Source organism: Paenibacillus sp. TAB_01 (assembly GCF_043945595.1).
GTDB lineage: Bacteria > Bacillota > Bacilli > Paenibacillales > NBRC-103111 > Paenibacillus_S.
Genome location: NZ_JBIFNP010000001.1, coordinates 5,828,854 through 5,853,879 on the forward strand (window position 1 = coordinate 5,828,854; position 25,026 = coordinate 5,853,879).

General features: G+C 50.4%; 19 protein-coding genes, 14 tRNA genes, 2 rRNA genes and 2 pseudogenes. 5 read left to right on the forward strand and 32 right to left on the reverse strand.

What is annotated here, in order from left to right; translation table 11 throughout:
- Positions 1 to 40 precede the first annotated feature (40 nt).
- The 3 genes and pseudogenes from ACHHV8_RS28345 to ACHHV8_RS28355 all read right to left on the reverse strand — a co-directional run bounded on the left by ACHHV8_RS28345 (position 41) and on the right by ACHHV8_RS28355 (position 2,747).
- Positions 41 to 713, reverse strand: a pseudogene (locus ACHHV8_RS28345) (sulfite oxidase-like oxidoreductase).
- Positions 706 to 1,716 carry a Gfo/Idh/MocA family protein gene (locus tag ACHHV8_RS28350; protein WP_395162685.1) on the reverse strand — a complete coding sequence of 337 codons (1,011 nt, stop codon included), beginning with the start codon at positions 1,714 to 1,716 and terminating at the stop codon, positions 706 to 708. Before ACHHV8_RS28350 ends, ACHHV8_RS28345 begins: the two are co-directional and overlap by 8 nt.
- A 131-nt stretch (positions 1,717 to 1,847) precedes the next feature.
- On the reverse strand, positions 1,848 to 2,747 hold the full coding sequence (locus ACHHV8_RS28355; protein WP_395163650.1) for a cation diffusion facilitator family transporter: 900 nt from the start codon (positions 2,745 to 2,747) through the stop codon (positions 1,848 to 1,850).
- A gap of 381 nt (positions 2,748 to 3,128) precedes the next feature.
- Here ACHHV8_RS28355 and ACHHV8_RS28360 point away from each other — a divergent pair, with 381 nt between their 5' ends.
- On the forward strand, positions 3,129 to 3,455 hold the full coding sequence (locus ACHHV8_RS28360) for a YnfA family protein (RefSeq protein ID WP_395162686.1): 327 nt from the start codon (positions 3,129 to 3,131) through the stop codon (positions 3,453 to 3,455).
- A 118-nt stretch (positions 3,456 to 3,573) separates the two neighbouring features.
- On the opposite strand, the pseudogene ACHHV8_RS28365 reads toward ACHHV8_RS28360, so the two are convergent.
- The 10 genes and pseudogenes from ACHHV8_RS28365 to isdC all read right to left on the reverse strand — a co-directional run bounded on the left by ACHHV8_RS28365 (position 3,574) and on the right by isdC (position 15,584).
- Positions 3,574 to 4,357: pseudogene (locus ACHHV8_RS28365) on the reverse strand (AAC(3) family N-acetyltransferase).
- Positions 4,358 to 4,923: 566 nt separating this feature from the next.
- The gene (locus tag ACHHV8_RS28370; protein ID WP_395162687.1) at positions 4,924 to 5,451 is read right to left on the reverse strand and encodes a ribonuclease H-like YkuK family protein; all 528 of its coding nucleotides are present in this window, start codon (positions 5,449 to 5,451) and stop codon (positions 4,924 to 4,926) included.
- Positions 5,452 to 5,887: 436 nt separating this feature from the next.
- Positions 5,888 to 6,088 carry a hypothetical protein gene (locus ACHHV8_RS28375; RefSeq protein ID WP_395162688.1) on the reverse strand — a complete coding sequence of 67 codons (201 nt, stop codon included), beginning with the start codon at positions 6,086 to 6,088 and terminating at the stop codon, positions 5,888 to 5,890.
- A gap of 43 nt (positions 6,089 to 6,131) precedes the next feature.
- Complete coding sequence (locus tag ACHHV8_RS28380) at positions 6,132 to 6,572, reverse strand: rhomboid family intramembrane serine protease (RefSeq protein ID WP_395162689.1); 441 nt, start codon at positions 6,570 to 6,572, stop codon at positions 6,132 to 6,134.
- Positions 6,573 to 6,788: 216 nt separating this feature from the next.
- Positions 6,789 to 7,568 carry a class B sortase gene (srtB, locus tag ACHHV8_RS28385; protein ID WP_395162690.1) on the reverse strand — a complete coding sequence of 260 codons (780 nt, stop codon included), beginning with the start codon at positions 7,566 to 7,568 and terminating at the stop codon, positions 6,789 to 6,791.
- Positions 7,569 to 7,580: 12 nt separating this feature from the next.
- Positions 7,581 to 8,351, reverse strand: coding sequence for an ABC transporter ATP-binding protein (locus ACHHV8_RS28390; protein WP_395162691.1), 771 nt, complete (start codon positions 8,349 to 8,351; stop codon positions 7,581 to 7,583).
- Positions 8,341 to 9,324, reverse strand: a complete 984-nt coding sequence (locus tag ACHHV8_RS28395; protein WP_395162692.1) for a FecCD family ABC transporter permease — start codon at positions 9,322 to 9,324, stop codon at positions 8,341 to 8,343. Before ACHHV8_RS28395 ends, ACHHV8_RS28390 begins: the two co-directional genes overlap by 11 nt.
- A 26-nt stretch (positions 9,325 to 9,350) precedes the next feature.
- On the reverse strand, positions 9,351 to 10,241 hold the full coding sequence (isdE, locus tag ACHHV8_RS28400; RefSeq protein WP_395162693.1) for a heme ABC transporter substrate-binding protein IsdE: 891 nt from the start codon (positions 10,239 to 10,241) through the stop codon (positions 9,351 to 9,353).
- A gap of 87 nt (positions 10,242 to 10,328) precedes the next feature.
- Positions 10,329 to 14,624, reverse strand: coding sequence for an NEAT domain-containing protein (locus tag ACHHV8_RS28405; protein ID WP_395162694.1), 4,296 nt, complete (start codon positions 14,622 to 14,624; stop codon positions 10,329 to 10,331).
- Between the two features lie 24 nt (positions 14,625 to 14,648).
- Positions 14,649 to 15,584: a heme uptake protein IsdC gene (gene isdC, locus ACHHV8_RS28410; protein ID WP_395162695.1), complete on the reverse strand. Its 936-nt coding sequence runs from the start codon at positions 15,582 to 15,584 to the stop codon at positions 14,649 to 14,651.
- Positions 15,585 to 15,822: 238 nt separating this feature from the next.
- On the opposite strand from isdC, the gene ACHHV8_RS28415 reads away from it, so the two are divergent.
- The 4 genes from ACHHV8_RS28415 to isdG are packed head-to-tail and all read left to right on the forward strand — an operon-like array spanning position 15,823 to position 18,905.
- Positions 15,823 to 16,788 (forward strand): ABC transporter substrate-binding protein, encoded by a 966-nt coding sequence (locus ACHHV8_RS28415; RefSeq protein ID WP_395162696.1) that lies wholly within the window; start codon positions 15,823 to 15,825, stop codon positions 16,786 to 16,788.
- A 3-nt stretch (positions 16,789 to 16,791) separates the two neighbouring features.
- Positions 16,792 to 17,790, forward strand: coding sequence for a FecCD family ABC transporter permease (locus tag ACHHV8_RS28420; protein ID WP_395162697.1), 999 nt, complete (start codon positions 16,792 to 16,794; stop codon positions 17,788 to 17,790).
- Positions 17,791 to 18,570 carry an ABC transporter ATP-binding protein gene (locus ACHHV8_RS28425; RefSeq protein WP_395162698.1) on the forward strand — a complete coding sequence of 260 codons (780 nt, stop codon included), beginning with the start codon at positions 17,791 to 17,793 and terminating at the stop codon, positions 18,568 to 18,570.
- Positions 18,571 to 18,584: 14 nt separating this feature from the next.
- The gene (isdG, locus tag ACHHV8_RS28430; protein WP_395162699.1) at positions 18,585 to 18,905 is read left to right on the forward strand and encodes a heme oxygenase; all 321 of its coding nucleotides are present in this window, start codon (positions 18,585 to 18,587) and stop codon (positions 18,903 to 18,905) included.
- A gap of 73 nt (positions 18,906 to 18,978) precedes the next feature.
- On the opposite strand, the gene ACHHV8_RS28435 is transcribed toward isdG, so the two are convergent.
- From ACHHV8_RS28435 to ACHHV8_RS28525, 19 genes are all read right to left on the reverse strand, one after another.
- Entirely contained in the window at positions 18,979 to 19,548 is a 570-nt protein-coding gene (locus ACHHV8_RS28435) for a manganese catalase family protein (protein WP_395162700.1), read from the reverse strand.
- A gap of 49 nt (positions 19,549 to 19,597) precedes the next feature.
- Entirely contained in the window at positions 19,598 to 19,858 is a 261-nt protein-coding gene (locus ACHHV8_RS28440) for a spore coat protein CotJB (RefSeq protein WP_395162701.1), read from the reverse strand.
- Positions 19,858 to 20,106 carry a spore coat associated protein CotJA gene (locus tag ACHHV8_RS28445; RefSeq protein WP_395162702.1) on the reverse strand — a complete coding sequence of 83 codons (249 nt, stop codon included), beginning with the start codon at positions 20,104 to 20,106 and terminating at the stop codon, positions 19,858 to 19,860. The genes ACHHV8_RS28440 and ACHHV8_RS28445 overlap by 1 nt, the downstream gene beginning before the upstream one ends.
- 321 nt (positions 20,107 to 20,427) lie before the next feature.
- A tRNA-Pro gene (locus ACHHV8_RS28450) sits at positions 20,428 to 20,501 on the reverse strand.
- An 8-nt stretch (positions 20,502 to 20,509) separates the two neighbouring features.
- Positions 20,510 to 20,592: transfer RNA gene (locus ACHHV8_RS28455), tRNA-Leu, on the reverse strand.
- 49 nt (positions 20,593 to 20,641) lie between these two features.
- Positions 20,642 to 20,718, reverse strand: a tRNA-Arg gene (locus ACHHV8_RS28460).
- Positions 20,719 to 20,725: 7 nt separating this feature from the next.
- A tRNA-Cys gene (locus tag ACHHV8_RS28465) sits at positions 20,726 to 20,799 on the reverse strand.
- Between the two features lie 11 nt (positions 20,800 to 20,810).
- Positions 20,811 to 20,885, reverse strand: a tRNA-Gly gene (locus tag ACHHV8_RS28470).
- Positions 20,886 to 20,889: 4 nt separating this feature from the next.
- A tRNA-Leu gene (locus ACHHV8_RS28475) sits at positions 20,890 to 20,976 on the reverse strand.
- An 8-nt stretch (positions 20,977 to 20,984) separates the two neighbouring features.
- Positions 20,985 to 21,057 (reverse strand) — tRNA-Lys (locus ACHHV8_RS28480).
- A gap of 8 nt (positions 21,058 to 21,065) precedes the next feature.
- A tRNA-Tyr gene (locus tag ACHHV8_RS28485) sits at positions 21,066 to 21,150 on the reverse strand.
- A gap of 9 nt (positions 21,151 to 21,159) precedes the next feature.
- Positions 21,160 to 21,235: transfer RNA gene (locus ACHHV8_RS28490), tRNA-Thr, on the reverse strand.
- 23 nt (positions 21,236 to 21,258) lie between these two features.
- Positions 21,259 to 21,334 (reverse strand) — tRNA-Phe (locus ACHHV8_RS28495).
- Between the two features lie 20 nt (positions 21,335 to 21,354).
- A tRNA-Asp gene (locus ACHHV8_RS28500) sits at positions 21,355 to 21,431 on the reverse strand.
- Positions 21,432 to 21,440: 9 nt separating this feature from the next.
- Positions 21,441 to 21,516, reverse strand: a tRNA-Val gene (locus tag ACHHV8_RS28505).
- A gap of 40 nt (positions 21,517 to 21,556) precedes the next feature.
- A tRNA-Glu gene (locus ACHHV8_RS28510) sits at positions 21,557 to 21,631 on the reverse strand.
- A 6-nt stretch (positions 21,632 to 21,637) separates the two neighbouring features.
- Positions 21,638 to 21,713 (reverse strand) — tRNA-Asn (locus ACHHV8_RS28515).
- Positions 21,714 to 21,718: 5 nt separating this feature from the next.
- Positions 21,719 to 21,835 (reverse strand): 5S ribosomal RNA (rrf, locus tag ACHHV8_RS28520).
- A gap of 107 nt (positions 21,836 to 21,942) precedes the next feature.
- Positions 21,943 to 24,894, reverse strand: a 23S ribosomal RNA gene (locus ACHHV8_RS28525).
- Positions 24,895 to 25,026: the final 132 nt, after the last annotated feature.

The following is a 25,026-nucleotide window of genomic DNA, read 5'->3' on the forward strand; positions in this document are numbered from 1 at the left end:
GCGCTTATGCGTCCCGCAGTTTTGTTTTATGTTCAGAGCATTAATCAAAATCTTTGCCGACCCATTCATCCTCCGGCAGCGGCAGCGCTTCTCCGGAGAAACGCTCCTCGCGGAACGGTTCAGCCTCATTATGGAAGCCATTGCGCTCCCAGAAGCCCGGGCGGTCTTCTTTCATAAACTCGAAGCCGCGAATCCATTTGGCGCTCTTCCAGAAATACAGATGCGGCACGACCAAGCGCAGAGGCCAGCCGTGCTTCGGTGTCAGCGGCTTTCCGTCGTAACTGTGGGCAAGCAGAATCTGATCGCCCAGCAGGTCCTTAAGCGGCACATTGGTTTCATAATCCTGGTCCGCGTGGAGCATAACATGCTTGGCTTCAGGCTTCACCTTCAGCAGCTTGAGCACGTCGCGGAACAGTACGCCTTCCCATGCCGTATCCGGCTTGAACCAGCGGGTCACGCAGTGAATATCGCAGGTGATTCGGGTCTGCGGCAGGGAGAGCAGCTCCTCGTATGTAAACACGCGCTCTTCCTCGACCTCTCCAAACGCGCGAAGCGGCCCAGGCGGACATATCGTACTGCGGCACTTCCCCTTCATGCAGAATCGGAAAGCGCTCGGTCCATACTTGGCCGGGCGGCAGCCTATGGTCCAGCTTGGGATCGGTAATGACCGACGGCAGCTTCATATTTTTAATTCGTTCAGCTTTATTATGCATGGATCGATCCTCCTTGGCTTTTCGTATCGGCAGGATACACAAGGCCCATCTGCCGTCTCGCTTCCGTCATGATTTCCATAGCGGCCATCGAATGGGCGAAGGAGTTGGTAGCCGACTCTCTTGCGCCGCTGTTCAGGATGCGAATGAATTCCTCCACCTCATAGTACATGGCAGCCCCGTTCTGAGGCCGGGTGATCTCCTCCACATACCCGTCGCGGTAGCGGATTTCGACCTTGTCGGGCGAGCTGATTTTGTCGATAACCAGGGGCCCCCACTCTCCCTGAATTTCCGATGGAAGCTCGGAATGAGTAATTTTGGAATACATAATGACGCCGTCCATCTCATCATACTTGACGATCAGGCTTCCCTCTCCATCTACGCCGGAGCTGAGTAAAACACCCTCCGCCTTCACCTCATTCGGGCTGCCGAACAGGACGGCCATCGGATAAATGCAGTACACGCCCAAATCCATCAATGCCCCATTGGAATAAACGGGATTAAACGCATTGAGCACTGTCCCTTCCTTAAAAGCGTCATAACGCGAGGAATATTGGCAGTAGCTTGCGAAATAACGGCGGATCGGGCCGATTTTGTACAAATGCTCGCGAATGGCCTGAAAATTAGGCAGCAGCGTCGATTTCAACGCTTCCATCAGCAGAACGTTATTGCTGCGGGCCGCGGCGATCATCGCCTGAAGCTCCGCTGTATTGGAAGCGATAGGCTTCTCGCACAGCACATGCTTACCGTGGTTCATTAATAGAATCGCCTGTTCGGCATGGTATGAGTTCGGGCTCGCGATATATACGGCATCGAATGTATCGCTTTGAGCCATGGCTTGTACATCCGTATACGTATGCGGGATATCGAATTTGGAGGCGAATGCCCTCGCCTTCTCTTCAGTACGGGAATAGACCGCGGTCAGCGCAAATTGCGGATGAAGCCTGGCCGCTTGGATCAAAGCCTCCGTAATCCAGTTCGTACCTATAACGGCAAATCGTATCATGTTGGACTTCCTTTCTTTGCTGCGGGACAAGCAAGCTATTCTTCCTCTCTATTGTAGTACAAATAATGCCGCCCCGCTTCTTTTTTCATCAAATTCCGACTTCAGCATCATCGGCTTCCAAGCATTTGTCCCTAGTCTTGTTCATCGGCATACCACGGATTCAAATGAATCAGCACTTCATCTACATCGGGATGGCGGCTCATAATGAGCTGTTTAATTTTCCGCGAAATGTCATGCCCCTGCTGAATCGTCAGCTCCCCGGGAACCCCAAGCCTTGCATCCACCAAAATGTAATGGCCGTGCTCTCTTGCGCGCAGCCGGTCGATCCGCTTCACTTCCGCAATCGATTGAATAAGCTGGGCATACTCATCCAGCTTCTCCTGCGCAATGTTTTTTTCCATCAGCACGTCGAAAGCTTCCTGTCCCATATGCACAGCCAACCTCAATACGAGAATGGAGACGATAATTCCGGCCAGCGGATCGCCATAGGACAAATAATGAATGCCGTAGGCTTCCCCGAACAAAGCCAGACCGATCCCTGCTACCGCCGCAATCGATGCGTAGACATCCGCCAAATGATCGTACGCCGTGGCCAGCAGGCCTTTGCTGTTCATGCTCTTGCCGATCCGCAGCGTATAAATGTACAAGATCAGCTTCCACACAAAGGAGATGAACGCGGCGGCCAGCGCGAAATAGCTTGCCTGGACCGGCTCTTCAAAGAAAGCCGCTACCGCTTCATAAGCAATGTACAGTGCGGCAATGATCATAATGACGGCCACGACGGCCGAAGCCAGCACTTCCGCCTTGCCGTGACCATAAGGATGGTCATCATCGGCCGGACGCTGGGAGATGCGCATCGAAGTCAGCGAAGCGAAGGTGGCGATCACATCCCCTGCGTTATGCACGCCGTCAGCCAGCAGTACTTGGCTTTTGAATAGCAGACCGACGATAATTTTGATCGTAGTCAATAGAACGTTGCTGATTAAGCTGATCCATATCGCCAAGATGGAAGCGCGATTCCCTTTGTTCATCATTTGTGACCCCCGCCAGAAGTTTTTCCCCAAGGAAACAAAAACCCTCGACCGGTTCGGGTCAAGGGTTGGGCATTTTTAATTTAGTTGGTATCCAGTTGGTTATATTCATGTCAATCACCATACCTATAAAGAGCATCAACTTAATATAGCACGTATGCGGGGGGTTGTAAAATCGGCCCTTTCAAAGCATGATTTACATATCGGGCCTGCGGTTCTATAATGGGGACGGATGCGGGCTTCGCGTTCCGGAACAAGCGGCAGACGTGCATTTAAGCAAAGCCCTTGCCGGAGGCGTTCGTCGCCGCGTGATATGACGCTACTGTCGTGAACGGCGCTGTTACCTAAATTTTTGCACCAATCCCAAGAGGAGGTTATGTAGTGGTTTATGCCATTGTATTATTCGTTATTGCCGGTCTGGCCGAAATCGGCGGGGGATACTTGATCTGGCTTTGGCTTCGGGAATCCAAACCGTGGGGCCTCGGTCTGGCCGGCGGCATTATCCTCGTATTGTACGGCATCGTTCCTACACTTCAGAGCTTCCCCTCCTTCGGCAGAGTATACGCTGCATATGGCGGGGTGTTCGTGTTGTTGTCCGTTCTCTGGGGCTGGTGGGTCGATAAAAAAGCCCCGGACCTGTACGATTGGGTCGGGGCTGCCGTTTGTCTGCTTGGGGTCGCCATCATGCTATGGGCGCCGCGTTCATAAGCTTCTCGGACGGGCGGCTCCCTTATGACCTTATAACGGTCCGGGAGGCCCGAGGATCCAAACCTTAGTTATACCTTTTTGCCCAGCCATGAACTGCCGGTTTCCTGTGCAGAGCAACTTACAAAAACTGCCGCTGCAGCCGCTCATCCATCGGCTCGTTGTCCGAGAACAGCTGCGGAGCGGAACCGCAGCATCTCGCTTAGTACCGCCTCCAGCTTCACGGTATCGCACACCCGGACCACGGCGTCACCGAGCCTCCCCTTGAACATCGCCCCTCTTCGCTCCAGCACTTCCTCCACCTTCCAGAAATGCTCCGACCAGGATAGGCCGCAGTGTCTGCGCGAAGGGACCGGTATTTCCGTACCGTCCGGAAGAACAGTAACCAGCTGCTCGCGGCTGTCGGTCATTCTTCCCGGGATGTCGAGCCATTCCTCGACGCCATGCATAAACGTGTTGCGGCGCAGATCCACGCCTACCAGCAGAATCGTTGCTCTGCGGTCAAGCAGCTTACCCCAGACCGAGCCTCTCGCGCAAGGCGTATCGAACTGTTCGTCTCCTGCGGTAAAAGCCGAGGCATCCTCGCCCAGCGCAGCTACCGAATGAGTTGGGTGCCAGGAGCGGATCACCCCCGGCCTTTTGCGGAACAGCTCGGTAAGAACCCCGACACAAGTAGCCGAATCCTCCACATAGAATCGCGGATTTCGCGCGTTGATGTAGGACCAGGTATGCGCAGGCAGCACCAGCAGCCCCTCCTTCATCACCTCGGATAAAGCATCCAGAACCGTATCCGCTCCGCCTTCGACCTCACCCAAGCTTTTCATCGACGAGTGGACAAGCAGCGTACCCTGCCTGTCGATCCCCAGCTGCTCCAGCTCCTCTATTAGCGTAGATTTCGTATGCATCCTAGCCCCTCCGTTAGCGTAGATTTCTTGTGCATTATAGACCTTAAATCAGCATAGGACTCTTGTGTATCCTAGCCCATTCATCGGCCTAGATTTCTTGCGCATCCTAATTCCTCTGCAACCAGATGATAATGTGATTCTAAAGCCTGGCGGGCATAGCCGCAACCACCTTTCTTAACATAAGCCGGATTGTCCTTGGTCCTGTGCAAAAGTATGAACAGCGGCAAGCCGCCAGCTATCACAGCTAAGGGCGAGAAATTCGAGGAGGGAAGACGATGCGCGCAGCTATCGGCTCCACTGTTAATACCAATCTATTGATGGAGACCGCCGCGGAAACATTCCGCTCCGTGTGTTGTTGATTTCGGTGCCGATCATTCGTGATCCAATCGATGGAAGTATGGACAGAAGGCAACCTGCCGCTCTAGCCGCCCTGCGGCATCCGGAGCTGTTCGAACCGGCGCCACGGCGGTTGTGCGCGGGGGAGCTGACAGCAAACAGCCTGGGTCCCTGTTTTTCGTCAGGGACCCAGGCTGTTGCTTTTGTTGGCATGGAGGCAGGCGCACAAATCACATCACTTGCCGGTGACCAAGCTTTTTCGTATATCGGTTCGCATAAGCGGAGGCACAATAAGAGTCGGGCTTCACTCTCGCAGCATACATTCCCATCGCTTCCACTCGAGCGATCATTTCCTGCACATACAGAGACGTTTTGTTCCGGTAGGGCTCGGTGCCTGCATCAATATCAATGAAGGTTTCCAGCACGGCCCCTTGATAAACATAGGGCAGCAGCAGCTCCTCCATTTGGTGCACCTCTGCTGTGGAGAAGTAGCAGGCGATCTCCTGGGACAGGGAGGTCTCCATCGACAGCTTCTCCCTTAACGAGGTCAGCTCTCTTGGGACAATGACCTGCCGATAGCAAGCCCACGCTCCTTTACCCAGCCTCCGGATAATGACGCCGGTAATAAACTTCGTACAATCGCGGTGTACCTGACTATCGGTTCCGATGGCAAATTGGTAATGTGCCTTGGGATCTTGAGCGATAAACCGCAGAATACGATGAAACACCTCATCAAACGACAGCTTGCTTTCGGTCATGTTCTGAAATCTCAAATCAGGACACACGGGCACTGCTTCCATTCGTTTCATAGGGTCACCTGTACAAAGTACATTCATCCTTTCATTCTATTTTAGATACTATAGTTTATTCCGCAGTTCGCCATTATGACCACTTTTCAGGCTGATGGGCTTGTAATGTCCGCCCGGATAACCATAAAATCGGTCAAAAAAATCACCGGCGCTCCCGCACACGGTGACTTGAAGACTTCGCGAACCTGTAACTTCAGATCCTGCTGCACTGTTGTTTACTCTAGGTTCTCTGCTTCTTTGTCACTCCTGCAGTTCGTTTTCCCCTGGCTCACTACTTCTTTACTGCTACTTCAGCTCCTTCTCACTCTGGCTCACTGCTTCTTCGACACTCCTGCAACTCCTTCTTACTCTGGCTCACTACTTCTTCGACACCTGCAGTTTCTTCTTACTCTGGCTCACCCTGCCGTTCCTGCAGTTCTTGCTCCGCCTGCTGCAGCTGCCGCTCCAGCTCGGCTCTTTGCCGGAGATGCCGTCTTTTGATAAACAACGACATCAGCCCCATCACGGCAAGCCCTCCGATAAAACCGCCGAAATGAGCATACAAATCAATATGCGGCACGATGATCGACTGAAGAAAACCGATCACAAGAATCGTAATAACCGTTTGCTTCGTTTGCTGATCGATCAGGTCACTTGCGGAAAATGGCCAGAAACAAATACGCGGCGTACACGCCGTAGATCGCGCCGGAAGCCCCGGCAGAAATAAAGTAATCGCTGTGGAACCAGGCGCTTGCCAAATTTCCGGCAATCCCGCACAGCAGATAGAGCAGCGCATACCTCCAGACACCCAGCATCCGTTCAAGGGGCGGAGCAAACACGTACAATGTAAAGCTGTTGAAGAACAAGTGAGCAAAACCGATATGAACGAACATCGCTGTAATATAACGCCACCATTCGGGAACCATCCCCGGGAGATCGAATAAAGCGCCGAAGCGCAGCAGCGTTCGGGAATCCTCTGAAGACCCGGTCCATTCCATCAGCCCCAGCACAACAAGATGAATGCAGATCAATACCGTCGTAACAGGATACAATCTAACGTACTGCTTTAAGCTTTCCGTTCGCAGAAACATGTTTTTGCTTCCCCACTCTTTTCCACGTATTTGTCTAGCGTAAGCTTCAGCCTTATGTACATAGTATTCCCTGCCGGACGGAAATGCAAAATTAACACAGATGGGAAGGGCCGCTGAAAAAACGCTCGCTGCTGCGCGTACAGACTTCTGGACTTTGGCTGGCTCTCTCCCTACACTACGGAAAAAAGACTACCGGCTAAGGAGGCCAGGCAGTCTTCATTCAATCAGCTTCGCATGTACAACGAATCGTCCTTCATTCGGATCCAGCCTGCCGTCACACGTCGATAGAGTCACGATCTTATCTTCCGCCGTTAAGCTCACATCGCTCGGATAGAGCGAGAGGCTTTGAATTTGATTCAGGAACGCTCCATACGTCTCGTTATCGGAAAAATCCGTTTGAATGTAATCAAACGCTGTCGTTGTAAAATAAATAGAAAAAACTTCCATTTTATATGTCTTATACAAGGTATCGTACTGGATAAAGCGGTGGCTCTGAAAAAAATCGGGATCGGCAAATTTGTTCAGCTGACCGAATTGGGTGCCGTCCTTCATTTGATGTCCATACAAAATCGTATGCCGTGAAGGGACGGTAAAACCGTTGCGAAAATCCATAAAAAGATTACCGGCCTTTGATGCCTCACGCTTATAATTGTGGTGCAGATAATACTCGTTATCGCTAGTTTGAACAATCGGATAGTCGATGGGCGTATCCTCAATTTTTAGCCAGCCCACCATATCGGGGTTTTGATCGAGCAGACTTAGAAAAGACGGCTGCACGCGCGGTTCCGCACCGAATGGTGACACCGCCGTCGCTACAGAGGTACGGTGCAGCTGCTGGGCTTCCGCCAATACATTCCGGTTTGCGGAATAACCTGCTTCAGTCCAAACGATGGCTGCCAACGAAACAATCCAGACAGCCAGACTTGGCAGCAGAATTCCTTTGAGAGCCAGAGGCGAGAGGCGTATTCTAAACAGACGGCCGTCTTTGTTCTCCATAACACGCCTCCCCTAAATTCCGACCGGTACGATATACAAGCCTGTTCGTTCATCTTCTTTGATCAGGACATCGACTCCGTAAATCCTTTTGATCAGCTCCACCGTAATGATCTCCTGGGCCGACCCCTGCATCAGCAGCTCGCCGTTCTTCATCACCATAATATTGTCGCTGTACCGGATCGCTTGATTAATATCGTGCAGTACCATCACGATCGTCAATCCGTACTGCTCGTTCAAATTGCGTATCAGCTCCAGCAGCTCAATCTGGTAAAAAATATCCAAATAAGTTGTCGGCTCATCCAAAAACAGCAAGGACGTTTTCTGCGCCAGCGCCATAGCTATCCATACGCGCTGCCGTTCACCGCCCGATAATTGATCAATGGTTAATTTTCTTTTGTCCAGCAAATTCGTGCACGTCAGCGCCCATTCTACCGCCTGCTCATCCTCCTCCTGATTGGGAGAAAATAAGCTTTTATGCGGCAGACGTCCGAAAGCCGTCAGCTTCTCGACCGTTAGATCCGACGGGGCATCGTTATGCTGATGTACGACTGCCAGTTTTTTGGCCAGCTCCTTCGGCTTATACGCCGGGATCGCCTTCCCATCCAAAATAATCTGCCCCGCCCGTGGTGCGAAATTTTGGGACATCACTCCAAGCAGCGTCGATTTCCCGCAGCCATTAGGCCCGATTATCGTTGTAATTTTGCCATGCGGAATTTCGCCTTGAACCGATTTGAGTTGATCGACTTTTTTGTCATAGGAGAAAGATATATTGTTAATTTCCATACATGCGATCACTCTTCCGAATTAAAAATATAAGGAACGGGCCGCCGATCACGGTCATGATGATGGAGGCCGGAATCTCTGTCGGGGCCAGCACCGTGCGACCTAAAGTATCTGCAGATAAAATAAGCAGCGCCCCGGCTAATGCCGAGAAGGGGATCAATATTTTATGATCCGAACCGACCAATAACCGGGCGATATGCGGGACCAGCAGCCCTACGAAAGCAATCAGCCCTCCAATCGCCGTCGCTATCGCCGATAAAAGCACGGCAACGATGGAAATGATCAGCCGGGCCCGTGCGACATGAAGCCCAAGATTTTGCGCCGATTTGTCCTGAAGGGAAAGCAGGTTGCACCAGGAGCTGAGAAACAAAGAAAGAATAAGTCCGATGGTGCCGTATGTGACGATAACTTCAACGTCCGTCCAGGTTTTCATCGTAAAAATCGAGGTAGTCGCCTGATTGACTTGGGTAACCGCATAGCTTCCTCTATAGTTAAAGGACTGCCCCAGGCCGGTAAAGGTAGCATTGACCGCGATCCCGACAAGAATAATCCGGATGGGGCTGAGTCCCGCCTTCCAGGATAAAGCATAGACGAGAAAACACGCCAGCGCGCCGCCAAGGAAAGCAAATACCGGCAGCCAAAAAAATAATTTCGGAAACAGCGTAACGAAAAGAATCGAGATGAAGCCTGCTCCGGAGGAGATCCCTATAACACCGGAATCTGCAAGCGAGCTGTGCATAACAGCCTGGAGCAGGACCCCGGCCACGGCTAATGCCGCACCTACGAACAAGGATACGATAATCCGGGGCAGGCGCAGATCTTTAATAATTTGTACGCTTTTATTCGTTCCCGTAAACAAGCCTTGAATCAAGTCCAGACTGCCGACCTTGATACTCCCCGTTGTTGCGGACACGATTGTAACGACAATGAGCAGGACGATAACGACGGCCATGCTCAGCACTTTTTTGTTCATACCTTAAACGCCCTCTACGAATGATTTTAAGAATTAGGGTACAGCATATTCATCAGTGCATCCAAAGCCTGAACGACCTCCAGATTGCCTGTCGTGCCGAACAATTCTTCTTCCAGATCATATACCCGCTTATTCGTTACCGCACTAAAATGTTTCCAAATGTCGTTTTTTTGGAATTCCTGGTCAAACATTTTGATTACTTCATCCGGCATGCCGTGGGCAGCCCGTAAGATCACATCCGGATTGGATTGCTGCAAATACTCCGTATTAGAGGCCAAGTATTCGACCGACTCGCCTTGAACGACATTGACGCCTCCGGCCAGCCGGACCAAATCGCCGATATACGAATGCTCCGTCGCTACGAGGTAGCTTCCGGGTACGCCAAGCAGAATAAGTACCGTGGGCGACTTTTTGCCTTCCGTCCTTTTTTTAATATCCGCCAGCTTTTCCTTGTATTTGTCTACGATGGCCTGCGCCTGCTTTTCCCTGCCGTACTTGCTGCCCAAGCTCATGATGGACTCATTCATTTTCTCCATGCTAGTTAAATCCAGGAAGCTGGCGGAAACTCCGGCATTTTTGAATACCGGCGCCAAATCGTACTCCAGCGTCGTAACCGACAAGACCTCGCTCGGATCGAGAGACTTAACAATTTCCATGCTCGGACTCATCGGATTACCTACCTCCGTTACACCTGCATACCGCTTTGGCAGCTGCTTGTAACTTTTCGGCACTCCGACCAAATCGAGGTCCAAAGCATCCATCATTTGCGTTACGGCCACCGTTGTCGAAACAATCCGTTGTTGACTTGCTGTCTCCTGTGCCGGCTCCTGTTCGGAAGCCTGTGTCTGCTGCGCTGAACAACCCGTTACCATAAACAGCAAGCAAGCAAGTATGACTGCAGCTATCCTTTTATTCATCTTCTGGGTCCAACTCCTTTCCCTCTGTAAAAATCACGGAGGACGCCGGCTTACCCGGCATCCCCGTAAATGAATGGTTTATAGTAGTTATTGAACGTAGTTCAGCATAGCCAGAATCAGCGTTACGGCCTCGGCGCGGGTTGCGCTCTCATTCGGAGCAAACAGATTGTTTTCTCTGCCGTTAATCATACCCAACTCGTGAGCTGCTGCTACTTGAGCTTTGGCCCAATCCGGTATGTCGCTTGCATCCGCAAAAGGCAGCTCCGCCGCCTCATCCAGAGGAAGCTTCAACGCGCGGACGATCATAACCGCAATCTCGGCACGTGTAATTTTGCGTTCCGCACGGAACGTGCTGTCCTCATAGCTGCTGATAATGCCTTCTTCCACGGCTTGGGCGAGCGTCGGCTTCACCCAATCAGGAATCCGGTCTTTATCTGCGAAGGAAAGCTCATCGCCGCTGTTCTGCAGCTTCAACGCACGACCGATCATAGCCGTAAACTCGGCACGGCTCACTTCGCCGTCCGGACGGAAGGTTCCGTCCTCATAGCCGTTCACGATACCAAGAGCAATCGCCCGCTCAATGGAGGCTTTAGCCCAGTGATCTTGAATATCCTGCAGACCGTTGCTTGACGGCTCCTGTGGCGTCGTTGGTTCTTCCGTCCCAGGCTCAGTCTCTACCGGTGTTTCCTCTGCCGGGTCTGCTCCCAAGCTGTCTACATCGAAGACGATATCAAAATCGATTTCTTCTTCGGTTCCGTCCTCAGCCACCCACTTGAGATGAGCTGGCAGAGTAGCGGACAAGTCCTTCACTTCGAACTTGACGATGCGGCTGTTTTCTTCTTCATTCGTGCTTACAACATCGGCATCGATCAGTTCGTTATTGCTTTTCACCTTAAATTCGGTAATCTCTTTGTTGTGCAGCAATGTTAACGAGATGAATTTTTCTTTATCTTTGATCGTTAACGTCGCCGGGTGGAGAATATAATCATTGACCTTCGATTCCAGATTGTTTCTCGATTGCAGAACCTTGAAGGCAATATCGTAATCTCCGTTTTTCAAAGTCGCTTCCTTTGATCCGCCGCCTAAAGCTGCAGCTGCGCTGTCGCTAAGTTTTTTGACGCTCGACTTGTCGAAAGAAATATGAACGTCATAATCATGGAAGTAGTTGAACTCCGGCCAGCTGATTTTAACCCAGCCCTTTATGCGGGATGACAAATCCGGAACCTCAAACTGCACCGTTCTTGTGTTTTTCGCTTCATCGGAGCTGATGACCGTCGTATCGGTCAGCGTGCCGTTCTGCTCCACCTGGAAGTCCGTGATTTCCTTGCTTTGCTTTAACGTGAAGGAAACATACTGCTTGCCGCCCTCTACCGTCAAGACACCTGGAGTAATCACATAATCCTGCATGACGGAGGTTTCATCCGTATCATACTTGATGATTCTGTAGTTGATGCTGTATTTGCCGTCAGCAAGGGATGAGGAATTACCTCCAGTTCCACCGCCGCCATTGCCGCCGCCCGTATTTCCGCCTGTACTGCCACCATTATTCCCGCCGTTTCCAGGATTTGATGGATCTTCAGCCGTAATATTGTTAAAGGTAAGCTGATAAGCACGCTCTGCGGTTTCATTGCCTTGCTGAACTGCAAAGCTCGCAATGTAAGTGCCGCTTAATTGCTCCAATTCGAACTGTACATCGGTCGTTCCCGCATCGGAAGCAAGCACTCGCACCAAACCGGAAGCTTTAGCAACTGCTTTTGGTAAAAATTCCTTTGTCTCGCCATTTGCTTTAATCCATAGCAACTTGGTTAACGACGCACCGCTTTTTACTTTAAACGTCACCAGGCTCTTGCCGTTCTCTATTTTCACTTTGCCGGCTGAGTCAAGATAATTACTGATCGGATCCCCTGATGGGTCAACAGACGTTGCTTGGAAACCAAATGTGTAGTTTCCATCGGTCAAAGGCGTCGTTGGATTGGTAGGAGTCGATCCCCCTACGGATTCGATTGTGCTTCCGTCGAACTTAAACTGCACGTAATACTTGTTGTCATAAGGGAACGGCAGTACGCCATCCGGAATTTTCACATGCGTATAAGCATTTATCTTGCTTGTAAAATCAGCAATTTCGAATTTCACGACACGTTGGTTGACACCGTCTACCGATGTATCTGGACTGACAACTTCTGCATCGACATACACGCCATTTTGCTGTGTCTGGAAAAATTTGACCCAATCACTGTTTGTCAGTGTTAAGCTGATATATTTTTTACCGTCCACTACATCCAACTTGGCTGGCTTCAATGTATATCCATCCATAACGGATGTCTCTTCCGTACCATCCTTCAATGCGGTAAATCCGATTGTGTACTCGCCATCCGCCAAATTATTCGGATCCGTCGGATTCGTTCCCGTCGCGATGACCGAAGCATGGAAAATAATCAATGCCGTTTGCAAGGCCGTTACCGCGTTATCTACGGCTGTTTGCTCCGCACCGCTATTATTTGCAACAGCTTTCGCTGCGTCAATAGCCGTTTGCAATGCACCTTTGGCTCCAGCAGGATACTGACCTGCGGCGCTGCCTTCTACAGCAGCATCATGCTCCGTTTGAGCTTGTGCAATCGCGTTAGTTAGAGCTGCTTTATTACTCATAGCAAACTCATCAAACTTTAATCGGATCGCATAATCCTTTTCGTATGGAGCTCCATTATACGTAGTGGATACATGGACTTGAGCATTCAAGAGCGCCGTTAAATCCTGAACAGGGAATGTCAATACTCTTGTGTTGTTTACTGTATCCGTGCTGACAACCGTCGTTTCAGTCAGTACCCCATTTTGTTCCACTTTAAAGCTAGGAACCGTGGCGCTATTTTTTAACGTAGCCATAACTTGATACGATCCCTGCTGGGCAATCAACTTGCCCGGTTTCAGGAAGTAGCTGTCCATGGAAGAAGGCTCATCCTTCTCCGCATTCATGATGGTGAAGTTCAAATCATATGCTGCTCCGTTAACGCTAAATGTAAAAGTCCCCAAAGCCACTTGTAGGCTTACGGCTGCTTGATTTACAGCAGCCTGCGTTGAAACCGTATCATTTGCTACAGCTTTTGCTGCGTCAATCGCCGTTTGCAAGGCCGCTTTCGATCCAGCAGGATATTGACCGTTTGCCGTACCTTCTACTGCATTGCTATAAGCAGTCTGCGCGCTGCTGATTGCTGCATTCAATGCCGTAATATTCACAGCATCCACAAGCGAATCGAATTTCAAACGGATCGTGTAATCATGTTCATAAGGGTTTCCTTGATTCATCGTAGAAATATGAACCGTAGCATTTAAAATGCTGTTTAAATCATTGACTTCAAATTCAACGACTCTTGTATTTGCTGTCGTATCTGTACTGAGTACTGCTGTCTCTGTCAAAACACCGTTTTGTTCCACTTTCAAGCTGGGAACTATCGTACTGTCTTTTAGGGTAAAAGATACTTTCTTAACCCCATTGTTCAGCTTTAATGTGTAGGGCTTTAGGAAATAGTTACCCATCGTAGAAACGGCATCCGAAGTATCCTTTAATGTCGTAAAATTAATTCGATACTGGCCGGTGAGCCCCGCCTTAAATGCATGAAGGGCAGAGGATACATCGGCGGATTGGGCATCCAGCTTGCTTTGGAACTGGGATGTCGGAGCAGCTTTTGTTCCGCCTACACCGTTCAACGCCGCTTGGGCTTCATCGATATGCGATTTTAGAACCGCTTTGGAGCCAACTGCAAATTGCCCCTCCTGTGTGCCTTCAACTGCGCCGTTATAAGCCGCATTAGCCTTATCGACCAACGTTTGCAGTTCTGTTTTATTCCCTGGCGGTAAAATGTCGATTGTTGCCGAGACATCGTCCAACGCCAACTTGTTACCTTGTCCGTTCGTAATGTTGATATTCGTCATAGAAATCGTCGTAGAGGTGCTGGACGCAGGATTCACCTTAGGTGTGAAGACGACCTGGCTCAACACCTGCGCAGCATTAGTAAGAAGATATGGGTTGGCAGGCGAGGTCGCCTGATACAGCAGCTTCGTTTGACCCGGTGCAAGCTCGGTAACAATAGGATCGTTAAAATAACTTGCATCCGTGTTCACAACTTGCGAAACTTCAAGAACGCTCGAATCATAATTAATAATGGCTTCATGCGCATAAACCTGCTGATATACAGTATCGGTGACATCGCTAACTACCAAGTTGACACCGTATGGAGCACCATAAACCGCTTGCGTCGTACCTGTCGAATAATTAAAGCCGGTTACCGGCGTGCTTGCAGCGAATGCAGCCTGAAAAGGTACGATAAGCGTCAACAGCATAAAAAACATAACCACTGCCGACACGGACTTCTTGAATTGCCTGTTCAATGCTTTTCTCTCCTTTGCCATTCTTTAATCTTGATGATGTTTGACCGAGATGAACACTGTGGACAACATGAATAGGGAGGAGATAATTAGTGCTCCAATCCACCATAAGGTAGTGTTGCTGTCTCCCGTTTTAGGGTTAGGCACCTGTGCAATCTGGCTGTTTTTCGCATCTGCCGAAGACGATTGTACTGCGGACGCGGATGCTTTTGCTTCTACAGCCTTGGCAGCCGACTGAGTGCTAGCTGTGCTTTTAGATGGGGCGCTGGCAGCTGCCTCAGAGGCACCATTGCTCGTGCTTGGGCTTGCTGCTGCAGTGCTTGCCGTTGTTCCTTGTTCCTTGACAGCCGTCTGGCTAGTGCCGGCCGCTTCGGTATTTTTGATGCTCTTCTCATCAAATGAGAACCGGATCGTATAGTCATGATCGTAATCAACTTCAGGGACGGTAACATGGATTTTTGACAGCAGGGGCTCAGATAAGCCTGTCGCTTTGAATTGTACCAGTCTCTTATCCGCTTCCTTGTCGCTGCTAATCAAGGTCGTATCTATGTACTCATCCTTGTTGGCTGTGTTCGGCACTTTAAACTGTGTCACCCACTGGCTATGATTAAGACGCATTTGCACTGTCAACTCGCCATTTTTGACAATGACCTTCGCCGGTTTCTCCCAGTAATCGTTCGCCATAGATACCGAATCGTTTTCGGCTTTAAGCACGGTGTAATTAATCGAATAGCTCCCATCCTGAAGCTGCTCCGCCGCCTGTACGCCAGGGACCGCCCACAACCACAGCACGCACAGGAGCATAGCTGCAACCGTTGAACCAATTAGCTTGTTTTTCACCTTATATTCCTTCCTTCTCCGCTCTCTATTTACATAGCCGAAGACAATGATAATCATTCTCATTATGTTCGCAAAAAAAAGATACCTGTCAGGTTCTTTCTTAACCTTATACCGCTCTATCACCCCATCCTCCTCCTTTCTTCATTTCTTAAAAAGCGCAATCTCGCCCTGATATTATCCCAACAAGCTAAAATATGTCAATAGATTTCGGACAGTTTGATCTATAAGAATTTTTTTCGATTCCAGCCATTGACAATGAGAATGATTTTCAATATCGTAAAGTATACATTATTACCACTAAGAATCATTCTCATTCGTATTTTTTCGGTGGTTGTGATAAGCAGGAGGTTTGGAGGTTTTTATGAAAAAGTATGCAGTCATCGGTCTTACCGTCCTTTTATTAGCTGCAGCCGGCTGCGGTCAGACGGTAACCAGCAATCAGCCTGCCTCTCAAGGCGCTGAAACTCAAGCAAATCAAGCGGGAGCCATCACCATCCGGGATTTCGCCGATCGAACGATTACCTTCCCTTCTCCCCCTAAGAAAATCGTTGCCCTGGCGAATGGTGAAATGGATATTGTGTATGCGCTTGGCGGCGAGCTTGTCGGTCGTCCAACTGCAACCGGACCCGTTGCCATACAAAGTGCTGAGAAGCTGCCGCAGGTCGGATCGACACACGGGATCGATTTGGAGAAAGTGGCCTTGCTGGGTCCCGATGTCGTACTTGGCAATCAGCCGATGAATATGAAAGATATTACTTCGGTGGAGGGCATCGGGTCCAAGATGGTGCTGACCAGCGCTAATTCTATCGAGGATGTCAAAAAACAAATCAGCTTGTTCGGACAGCTCATGCAGAAGGAAACGAAGGCACAAGAGCTGAATCAAGCCATAGATGCGAAACTGAAGGATATTCAATCCGCTGCCTCCGGCGCCAAGCCGAGAGTACTCATGGTTTACGGAGCCCCAGGCACCTATATGGCGGCTTTGAACAACTCTTTAAGCGGAGATATTCTCGTTGCGTCAGGCGGGGAAAACATTGCAGCGGATTATCCAAAATTAGAAAACTATCCGCAGTACGCTCAACTGAACACGGAAAATATTATGAAGTCGAATCCTCAGCTTATCGTGCTTATGAGTCATGGCAATTCGGATAAAGTGAAAGAAGGATTTTTGAAGGAAATGCAGCAGAACGCAGCCTGGAGCAGTCTTGATGCCGTGAAAAACAATCATGTGGAAGTTCTCCCCAACGATTTGTTTGGAACGAATCCGGGAAGCCGGGTCGCAGAAGCGCTTGATTTGATGACTAAGCTGCTGCAGTCGGTGAAATAAACAATGAATGTACAACAACGCAGCCGGAGAAGAAAGGCCGCCTTCATCTTAACGCCGATTCTCCTGCTATTCATCGTATTCTATGGCTTGTCTTACGGATCCGTGCCTATATCGTTTCAGCAAATATGGGCCGTATTCACCTCTGCCGACAGTCAGCCCGTCAATGAAAAAATTATTATGAACCTGCGCCTTCCCCGCGTGCTGATCGGTTTATTGGTCGGTGCTTGCCTTGCGGCAGCAGGCGCCCTCTTGCAGGGCGTTATGAAGAATCCTTTGGCCGATCCGGGAATCATCGGCGTCTCAGCCGGCGGAGGACTTGCGGCGATTACCGCCATGATTTTATTTCCGCAATTAAGCTACTTGCTTCCTATGCTGGCTTTTTTAGGCGCTTTTATTACGGCACTTGTAATTTATCTGCTGGCTTGGGATAAAGGAGCTTCTCCGCTGAAAATCATTTTGGCGGGGGTAGCGATTAATGCTTTGTTAGGCGCTGTAACGAACGGAATTATGGTCATTTACAGCGATCGCGTGCAGGCCGTTCTCCCATGGCTGGCCGGCGGACTCAGCGGGCGCAGCTGGTACCATCTAGGTTTTATGGCGCCTTATGCGCTCATCGGCCTTGCATTGACCGTGTTTGCAGTAAAGCCTGCCAATCTGCTGCTGCTGGGAGACGATTCCGCCAAGCTGCTTGGTCAAAAGGTGGAGCTTCAGCGCTTTCTGCTCATTGTTCTGTCAGCACTTTTAGCCGGAACGGCTGTCAGCGTTGCTGGCTTGATCGGCTTTGTCGGCCTGGTCGTACCTCATGCCTTTCGGCTGCTGATCGGCGACGATTACCGTTTCCTGCTTCCCTTGTCCATTCTGGGCGGAGCAGCCCTCGTCGTCCTGGCGGATACAATCGCCCGGACCTGGTTTGATCCCATTGAGCTTCCAGTCGGCATTTTGTTAGCCGCTTTGGGCGCACCGTTCTTTTTATACCTGCTGAAGAAACGGAGGCTGATGTAAATGAGAGCCATCGAAACAAAGCAGATCAGCCTGGATGTAGGCATGTTTCAGCTGAAGGATGTGAATATCAGCATTCCGGCAGGCAAAATAACGGCCATCGTCGGACCGAATGGCTCCGGTAAATCGACACTGCTCAAGGTTCTCACCCGTTTAGTGCGCCCCGATCACGGTGAGGTTTACATACTGGATCGGCTTTCCCGAAGCTTCACCAGCCTGGAGTTCGCCCGAACCGTATCCATGCTGACCCAGTCCAAAAGCGCGCTTCCCGATTTGACCGTACGCGAGCTGATTACGTTCGGGCGCTCCCCTCATAAGCGAATGTTTGTTCGCATGAATGAAGAGGATGAGGAAGCTGTTGAGTGGGCCATGCAAGCGACAGGAACGAAGCGTCTCGAGCATCGGATGTTTCATACTTTATCGGGAGGTGAGCAGCAAAAAGCACGAATCGCAATGGCTTTAGCACAGAAAACCGGCATTATTCTGCTCGATGAGCCCACTACTTTTCTCGATATCGCTCATCAGCTCGACGTGATGGAAATGCTGCAGAAGATTAATCTCGAGTACCGCATGACCATTGTTATGGTTCTCCATGATCTTCAGCAGGCGGCCCATTACTGCCATTATCTGCTGGCCATGAAGAATGGAAAGCTTGTCACATCGGGGGAGCCAAGGCATGTGATCCATGCCGATTTTTTAAAGCAAGTGTATCAAATTAATGCAAGAGTAAGCTTTGAGGATGAATATCCTATCATTATTCCCATGAAAACTTTACCATATTAAAGGAGGAATTCCACATGGTTATCGTAACCAACACTTCGCAAATAACAAAGGGCAGTGCCCACAAACTGATTGAACGTTTCGATAAAGTAGGAAAAGTCGAATATATGGAAGGATTTTTGGGGTTGGAGGTCATGCTGACTGAGAACACTCCAGAATATGACGAGGTAACAGTAAGCACGAAATGGAGTAAGAAGGAAGATTTTCATGCTTGGACTCGCAGCGATGCGTTCAAAGAGTCCCATGCACACCGTCAAATACCGGACTACATCTTATCTAATAAAATTTCTTTCTATGACGTGAAAATTGTTCGCCAGCCTATCGCTGCAAACTCCTGAGCTTATTAAACGAATTGTCCCCATCTTCGAGAGTACCCAGTTGTGCTCTCAGAGATGGGGCTTTTGCTTTGGATTAAAAGATTTTCTGAGCGCTACGGTCTTCCTTCAGTATTTCTACTGCTTCGCGAAACCGTTGGGCATGCACAATTTCACGCTCCCGCAGAAACTTGAGGCTATCGTTAATATCCGGATCATCACTGAGATCGATAATATATTGATAGGTAGCTCTCGCCTTCTCTTCCGCTGCAATATCTTCATATAGATCGGCGATTGGATCTCCTTTACTTGCAATATAGGAGGCTTGAAAAGGAACGCCGGCGGCATTCGAATAAAACAGCGATATCCCGTGGTTTACATAATGATCCTCAAGACCGGCCGCACGAATTTGCTCCGGAGTTGCGTCCTTGGTCAGCTTGTACACCATAGCGGCGATCATCTCCAAGTGAGCGAACTCCTCGGTAGCAATATCGGTCAACAGTCCAATGACTTTGTCCGGAATCGAGTAGCGCTGATTCATATAGCGCAAAGCGGCTGCCAATTCACCGTCTGCCCCGCCATACTGTTCAATCAAATATTTGGCCAGCCTCGGATTGCATTCGCTTACCTTGACGGGATACATCAGTTTTTTTTCATATACCCACATTTAGAGAGCCTCCTCTTCTTTTGGTTAAATCCCTACATTTCTTGCTGTACTATAGCTGCCATGGCCATGGACCCTCGTCCCAGCCAGGAGTGTTCTGTTCCGGAAGCGGCGTGTTGCGGCACAAGGCTCCGAATTGCGTTTCCACGGCGCTTTTTATTTCTTGTCGTTTCTCAGCGGTTTCCTGATATTGTTGAAGTGCTTCAGCATCATCCGGATGCGTGTCCAGATAAAGCGTAAGCTCCGCCAATACAAAATCAACGGCTTGAAGATCTTCCAACAGCTTCATTTTCTTTGCAGACATTTGAGCCATTACGCTTCCTCCTTCCCATTGCGGTCGAACACAGGCTTCGGCGTTTCATAAGGTCCGAACAACGCAGGCCACAAGGTTCCTTTTGCCAAAGCTTCCTTTGGTTCAAACTGCTCCAGACCCGGCGGCTGAAAACCAAGGTACAGGTGCGGCGGAGTCTCGTAGCTTTTTTCCTTCAGCGGGGGACAAGGATCATTCTTGCCGGCAACCGGCTTGTACTTTTTTCGGAAAGTTGTGCTTTTGGTCGTCATTGCATGTACCTCCTTCAAACGGGTTACAGATATTTAAACGATTCGCCTGAGGATGAACCATCCGTTACGCCAAGGAAGGAAACCAAGCCTTTGCTAGAGATAAGAGATAGCGCAAACTATAAAAAATCCGGATAGCTCTACGCAACGCCTGCGCACTAACCGAAGGGATAACTATAGCAAGTTAACCGAGGGTATATCTATAGTGAGAAATAAGAGGAACCTCATCCGCTCTAATTATTGCTGAAATCTTGATCGAAACTTTTGGTCTGTAAACGACAAAAAAGACCGCGAATATTCACGGTCTTTCATTTCAAGCTGTTATCGGGACGACACGATTTGAACATGCGACCCCCTGGTCCCAAACCAGGTGCTCTACCAAGCTGAGCTACGTCCCGAAGTAATATGGTGCCGGTAGAGGGACTTGAACCCCCACGGTTTCCCTCACGATTTTGAGTCGCGCGCGTCTGCCAATTCCGCCATACCGGCTTGCTTGATGCTTTCGATATCCCAAACTAACTGGAATATGATTAAAGAATGGCGTTCCCTGAGAGATTCGAACTCCCGGCCTTTTGATTCGTAGTCAAACGCTCTATCCAGCTGAGCTAAGGGAACATGTAGATGGAGGCACCACCCAGATTCGAACTGGGGGTAAAGCTTTTGCAGAGCTCTGCCTTACCACTTGGCTATGGCGCCAAATTATAAAATGGAGCGGAAGACGGGAATCGAACCCGCGACCCTCGCCTTGGCAAGGCGATGCTCTACCGCTGAGCCACTTCCGCAAATTGGTGCGGTCGAGAGGACTCGAACCTCCACGGCTGTTACACCACTAGAACCTGAATCTAGCGCGTCTGCCAATTCCGCCACGACCGCAAAACCAATGAGCCATGTAGGACTCGAACCTACGACACCCTGATTAAAAGTCAGGTGCTCTACCAACTGAGCTAATGGCTCTTACAAAATGGTGGAGGCTGATGGATTCGAACCACCGAACTCGATGAGAGCAGATTTACAGTCTGCCGTGTTTAGCCACTTCACTAAGCCTCCGGATAATACTGGTGCCGTCGAGAGGACTTGAACCCCCAACCTACTGATTACAAGTCAGTTGCTCTACCAATTGAGCTACAACGGCATATTAAGTTATCAAAACAATCATGGTGGCTCGGGACGGAATCGAACCGCCGACACGAGGATTTTCAGTCCTCTGCTCTACCGACTGAGCTACCGAGCCTTACATATTCAATTCAATAATGGCGGAGCCGACGGGATTCGAACCCGCGGTCTCCTGCGTGACAGGCAGGCATGTTAGGCCTCTACACCACGGCTCCACAGCATTATGGTGGAGGCTGACGGGATCGAACCGCCGACCCTCTGCTTGTAAGGCAGATGCTCTCCCAGCTGAGCTAAGCCTCCATGGGATTATAGGTTGAATCATTGTGCTATTAATAATTCATGGTGACCCGTAGGGGATTCGAACCCCTGTTACCTCCGTGAAAGGGAGGTGTCTTAACCCCTTGACCAACGGGCCATGATATGGCTCCCCGAACAGGACTCGAACCTGTGACAACTCGATTAACAGTCGAGTGCTCTACCAACTGAGCTATCAGGGAAAATTGCTTGGCGACGTCCTACTCTCCCGGAACCCTTCGGTTCAAGTACCATCGGCGCTGGAGGGCTTAACGGTCGTGTTCGAGATGGGAACGCGTGGTTCCCCTCCGCCATCATCACCAAACGATGTGTCATGTTTCTGCCAGGAAACATGAATACTTTAATTCAAGGCGACTTGCACCTTGAAAACTAGATACGAAACAAGCATACATCCTTCTTCTTTGCTTTCTCTTGGATAAGCCCTCGACCGATTAGTATTCGTCAGCTCCATACCTTACGGCACTTCCACCCCGAACCTATCTACCTCGTCGTCTTCAAGGGGTCTTACTTTACTGGGAAATCTCATCTTGAGGGGGGCTTCACGCTTAGATGCTTTCAGCGCTTATCCCGTCCGTACGTAGCTATCCAGCCGTGCTCCTGGCGGAACAACTGGTACACCAGCGGTACGTCCATCCCGGTCCTCTCGTACTAAGGACAGCTCCTCTCAAATTTCCTGCGCCCACGACAGATAGGGACCGAACTGTCTCACGACGTTCTGAACCCAGCTCGCGTACCGCTTTAATGGGCGAACAGCCCAACCCTTGGGACCTACTTCAGCCCCAGGATGCGATGAGCCGACATCGAGGTGCCAAACCTCCCCGTCGATGTGGACTCTTGGGGGAGATAAGCCTGTTATCCCCAGGGTAGCTTTTATCCGTTGAGCGATGGCCCTTCCATGCGGTACCACCGGATCACTAAGCCCGACTTTCGTCCCTGCTCGACCTGTTTGTCTCGCAGTCAAGCTCCCTTATGCCTTTGCACTCTTCGAATGATTTCCAACCATTCTGAGGGAACCTTGGGGCGCCTCCGTTACTTTTTAGGAGGCGACCGCCCCAGTCAAACTGCCCACCTGACACTGTCCCCATACCGGCTTACGGTACCAGGTTAGAACTCCGATACGATCAGGGTGGTATCCCAACGTCGCCTCCACCCAAGCTGGCGCTCAGGCTTCTCAGGCTCCCACCTATCCTGTACAGATCGTACCAAAGTCCAATATCAAGCTGCAGTAAAGCTCCATGGGGTCTTTCCGTCTTGTCGCGGGTAACCTGCATCTTCACAGGTATTAAAATTTCACCGGATCTCTCGTTGAGACAGCGCCCAAGTCGTTACGCCATTCGTGCGGGTCAGAATTTACCTGACAAGGAATTTCGCTACCTTAGGACCGTTATAGTTACGGCCGCCGTTTACTGGGGCTTCGGTTCATAGCTTCGGGGTAAACCCCTAACCACTCCCCTTAACCTTCCAGCACCGGGCAGGCGTCAGCCCGTATACTTCGCCTTGCGGCTTCGCACAGACCTGTGTTTTTGCTAAACAGTCGCTTGGGCCTTTTCACTGCGGCCCCCTCGGGCTATTCACCCTACCGAGGCACCCCTTCTCCCGAAGTTACGGGGTCATTTTGCCGAGTTCCTTAACGAGAGTTCTTCCGCGCGCCTTAGCATGCTCTGCTCGCCTACCTGTGTCGGTTTGCGGTACGGGCACCTTCTCCCTGGCTAGAGGCTTTTCTTGGCAGCCTGAACTCATGACCTTCGCTACTGTAATTTTCGCTCCCCATCACAGACCAGCCTTAAGGATGTGCGGATTTGCCTGCACACCAGCCTCTCTGCTTGGACGGACATCCATCAGTCCGCGTCACTATCCTTCTGCGTCACCCCATTGCTCATAACGGTTCACGGTGGTACAGGAATTTCAACCTGTTGTCCTTCGACTACGCCTTTCGGCCTCGCCTTAGGTCCCGACTTACCCTGAGCGGACGAGCCTTCCTCAGGAACCCTTAGGCTTTCGGCGGATCAGATTCTCACTGATCTTTTCGTTACTCATACCGGCATTCTCACTTGTATGCTGTCCAGCGCTCCTTACGGTACACCTTCTACCTACATACAACGCTCCCCTACCCAAGTGCAAATCTTGTTTGCACGAGCCATAGCTTCGGTGGTGTGTTTAGCCCCGTTACATTTTCGGCGCAGAGTCACTCGACCAGTGAGCTATTACGCACTCTTTCAATGGTGGCTGCTTCTAAGCCAACATCCTGGTTGTCTTTGCAACTCCACATCCTTTCCCACTTAACACACACTTGGGGACCTTAGCTGATGATCTGGGCTGTTTCCCTCTTGACAATGGATCTTAGCACTCACTGTCTGACTCCCGGGATAAAGTATGTGGCATTCAGAGTTTGACTGGACTTGGTAACCCTTGGCGGGCCCCGCACCCAATCAGTGCTTTACCTCCACTACTCATCTCCCGAGGCTAGCCCTAAAGCTATTTCGGGGAGAACCAGCTATCTCCGAGTTCGATTGGAATTTCTCCGCTACCCCCACCTCATCCCCGAATTTTTCAACATTCGTGGGTTCGGGCCTCCAGTGCGTGTTACCGCACCTTCACCCTGGGCAGGGGTAGATCACACGGTTTCGGGTCTACGTCCACGTACTGCGATTTTTCGTAAGAAAATATCGATACGCCCTATTCAGACTCGCTTTCGCTGCGGCTCCGGCTCTTCACCTTAACCTTGCACGGGAACGTAACTCGCCGGTTCATTCTACAAAAGGCACGCCATCACCCATGAACGGGCTCTGACTTCTTGTAAGCACACGGTTTCAGGTTCTATTTCACTCCGCTCCCGCGGTTCTTTTCACCTTTCCCTCACGGTACTGCTTCACTATCGGTCGCTAGGGAGTATTTAGCCTTGGCAGATGGTCCTGCCTGCTTCCCACGAGGTTTCACGTGTCTCGCGGTACTCGGGATCCGTCTAGGATTTTCGCAAAATTTCGATTACAGGGCTGTTACCTTCTGTGGCCGGCCTTTCCAGACCGCTTCATCTACTCTGCTAAACCCACATTGACGTCCCACAACCCCAGAGGGCAAGCCCTCTGGTTTGGGCTGTTCCGCTTTCGCTCGCCGCTACTGACGGAATCACTCTTGTTTTCTTCTCCTGAGGGTACTTAGATGTTTCAGTTCCCCTCGTATGCCTCCGGCTACCCTATGTATTCAGATAGCGGTAACTGAGTATTACCTCAGCTGGGTTCCCCCATTCGGACATCCCCGGATCAACGCCTGCTTACGGCTCCCCGAGGCGATTTCGTCGTTCGCCACGTCCTTCGTCGGCTCCTAGCGCCTAGGCATCCTCCGTGTGCTCTTATTAGCTTAACCCGTGTTCGATGAATCGAACGGCAGCTAAAGATTAAACATGAAGATCGATAAGATCAACATCTTTAAAGGATGATTCTATGCTTTGTTTCGTTATCTAGTTTTCAAGGAACAAGCTGTCCTGCAACGGGTAAA

Coding starts and splice junctions, on each gene's coding strand:
- ACHHV8_RS28440 (WP_395162701.1), bottom strand. CDS start 19,858: ATGGCTCAAATGTCTGCAAAGAAAATGAAGCTGTTGGAAGATCTTCAA.
- srtB (WP_395162690.1), bottom strand. CDS start 7,568: ATGGAGAACAAAGACGGCCGTCTGTTTAGAATACGCCTCTCGCCTCTG.
- ACHHV8_RS28370 (WP_395162687.1), bottom strand. CDS start 5,451: ATGACCGAAAGCAAGCTGTCGTTTGATGAGGTGTTTCATCGTATTCTG.
- isdE (WP_395162693.1), bottom strand. CDS start 10,241: ATGAATAAAAGGATAGCTGCAGTCATACTTGCTTGCTTGCTGTTTATG.
- ACHHV8_RS28350 (WP_395162685.1), bottom strand. CDS start 1,716: ATGATACGATTTGCCGTTATAGGTACGAACTGGATTACGGAGGCTTTG.
- ACHHV8_RS28380 (WP_395162689.1), bottom strand. CDS start 6,572: ATGTTTCTGCGAACGGAAAGCTTAAAGCAGTACGTTAGATTGTATCCT.
- ACHHV8_RS28435 (WP_395162700.1), bottom strand. CDS start 19,548: ATGTGGGTATATGAAAAAAAACTGATGTATCCCGTCAAGGTAAGCGAA.
- ACHHV8_RS28395 (WP_395162692.1), bottom strand. CDS start 9,324: ATGAACAAAAAAGTGCTGAGCATGGCCGTCGTTATCGTCCTGCTCATT.
- ACHHV8_RS28425 (WP_395162698.1), top strand. CDS start 17,791: ATGAGAGCCATCGAAACAAAGCAGATCAGCCTGGATGTAGGCATGTTT.
- isdG (WP_395162699.1), top strand. CDS start 18,585: ATGGTTATCGTAACCAACACTTCGCAAATAACAAAGGGCAGTGCCCAC.
- ACHHV8_RS28420 (WP_395162697.1), top strand. CDS start 16,792: ATGAATGTACAACAACGCAGCCGGAGAAGAAAGGCCGCCTTCATCTTA.
- ACHHV8_RS28390 (WP_395162691.1), bottom strand. CDS start 8,351: ATGGAAATTAACAATATATCTTTCTCCTATGACAAAAAAGTCGATCAA.
- ACHHV8_RS28415 (WP_395162696.1), top strand. CDS start 15,823: ATGAAAAAGTATGCAGTCATCGGTCTTACCGTCCTTTTATTAGCTGCA.
- ACHHV8_RS28445 (WP_395162702.1), bottom strand. CDS start 20,106: ATGACGACCAAAAGCACAACTTTCCGAAAAAAGTACAAGCCGGTTGCC.
- ACHHV8_RS28355 (WP_395163650.1), bottom strand. CDS start 2,747: ATGAACAAAGGGAATCGCGCTTCCATCTTGGCGATATGGATCAGCTTA.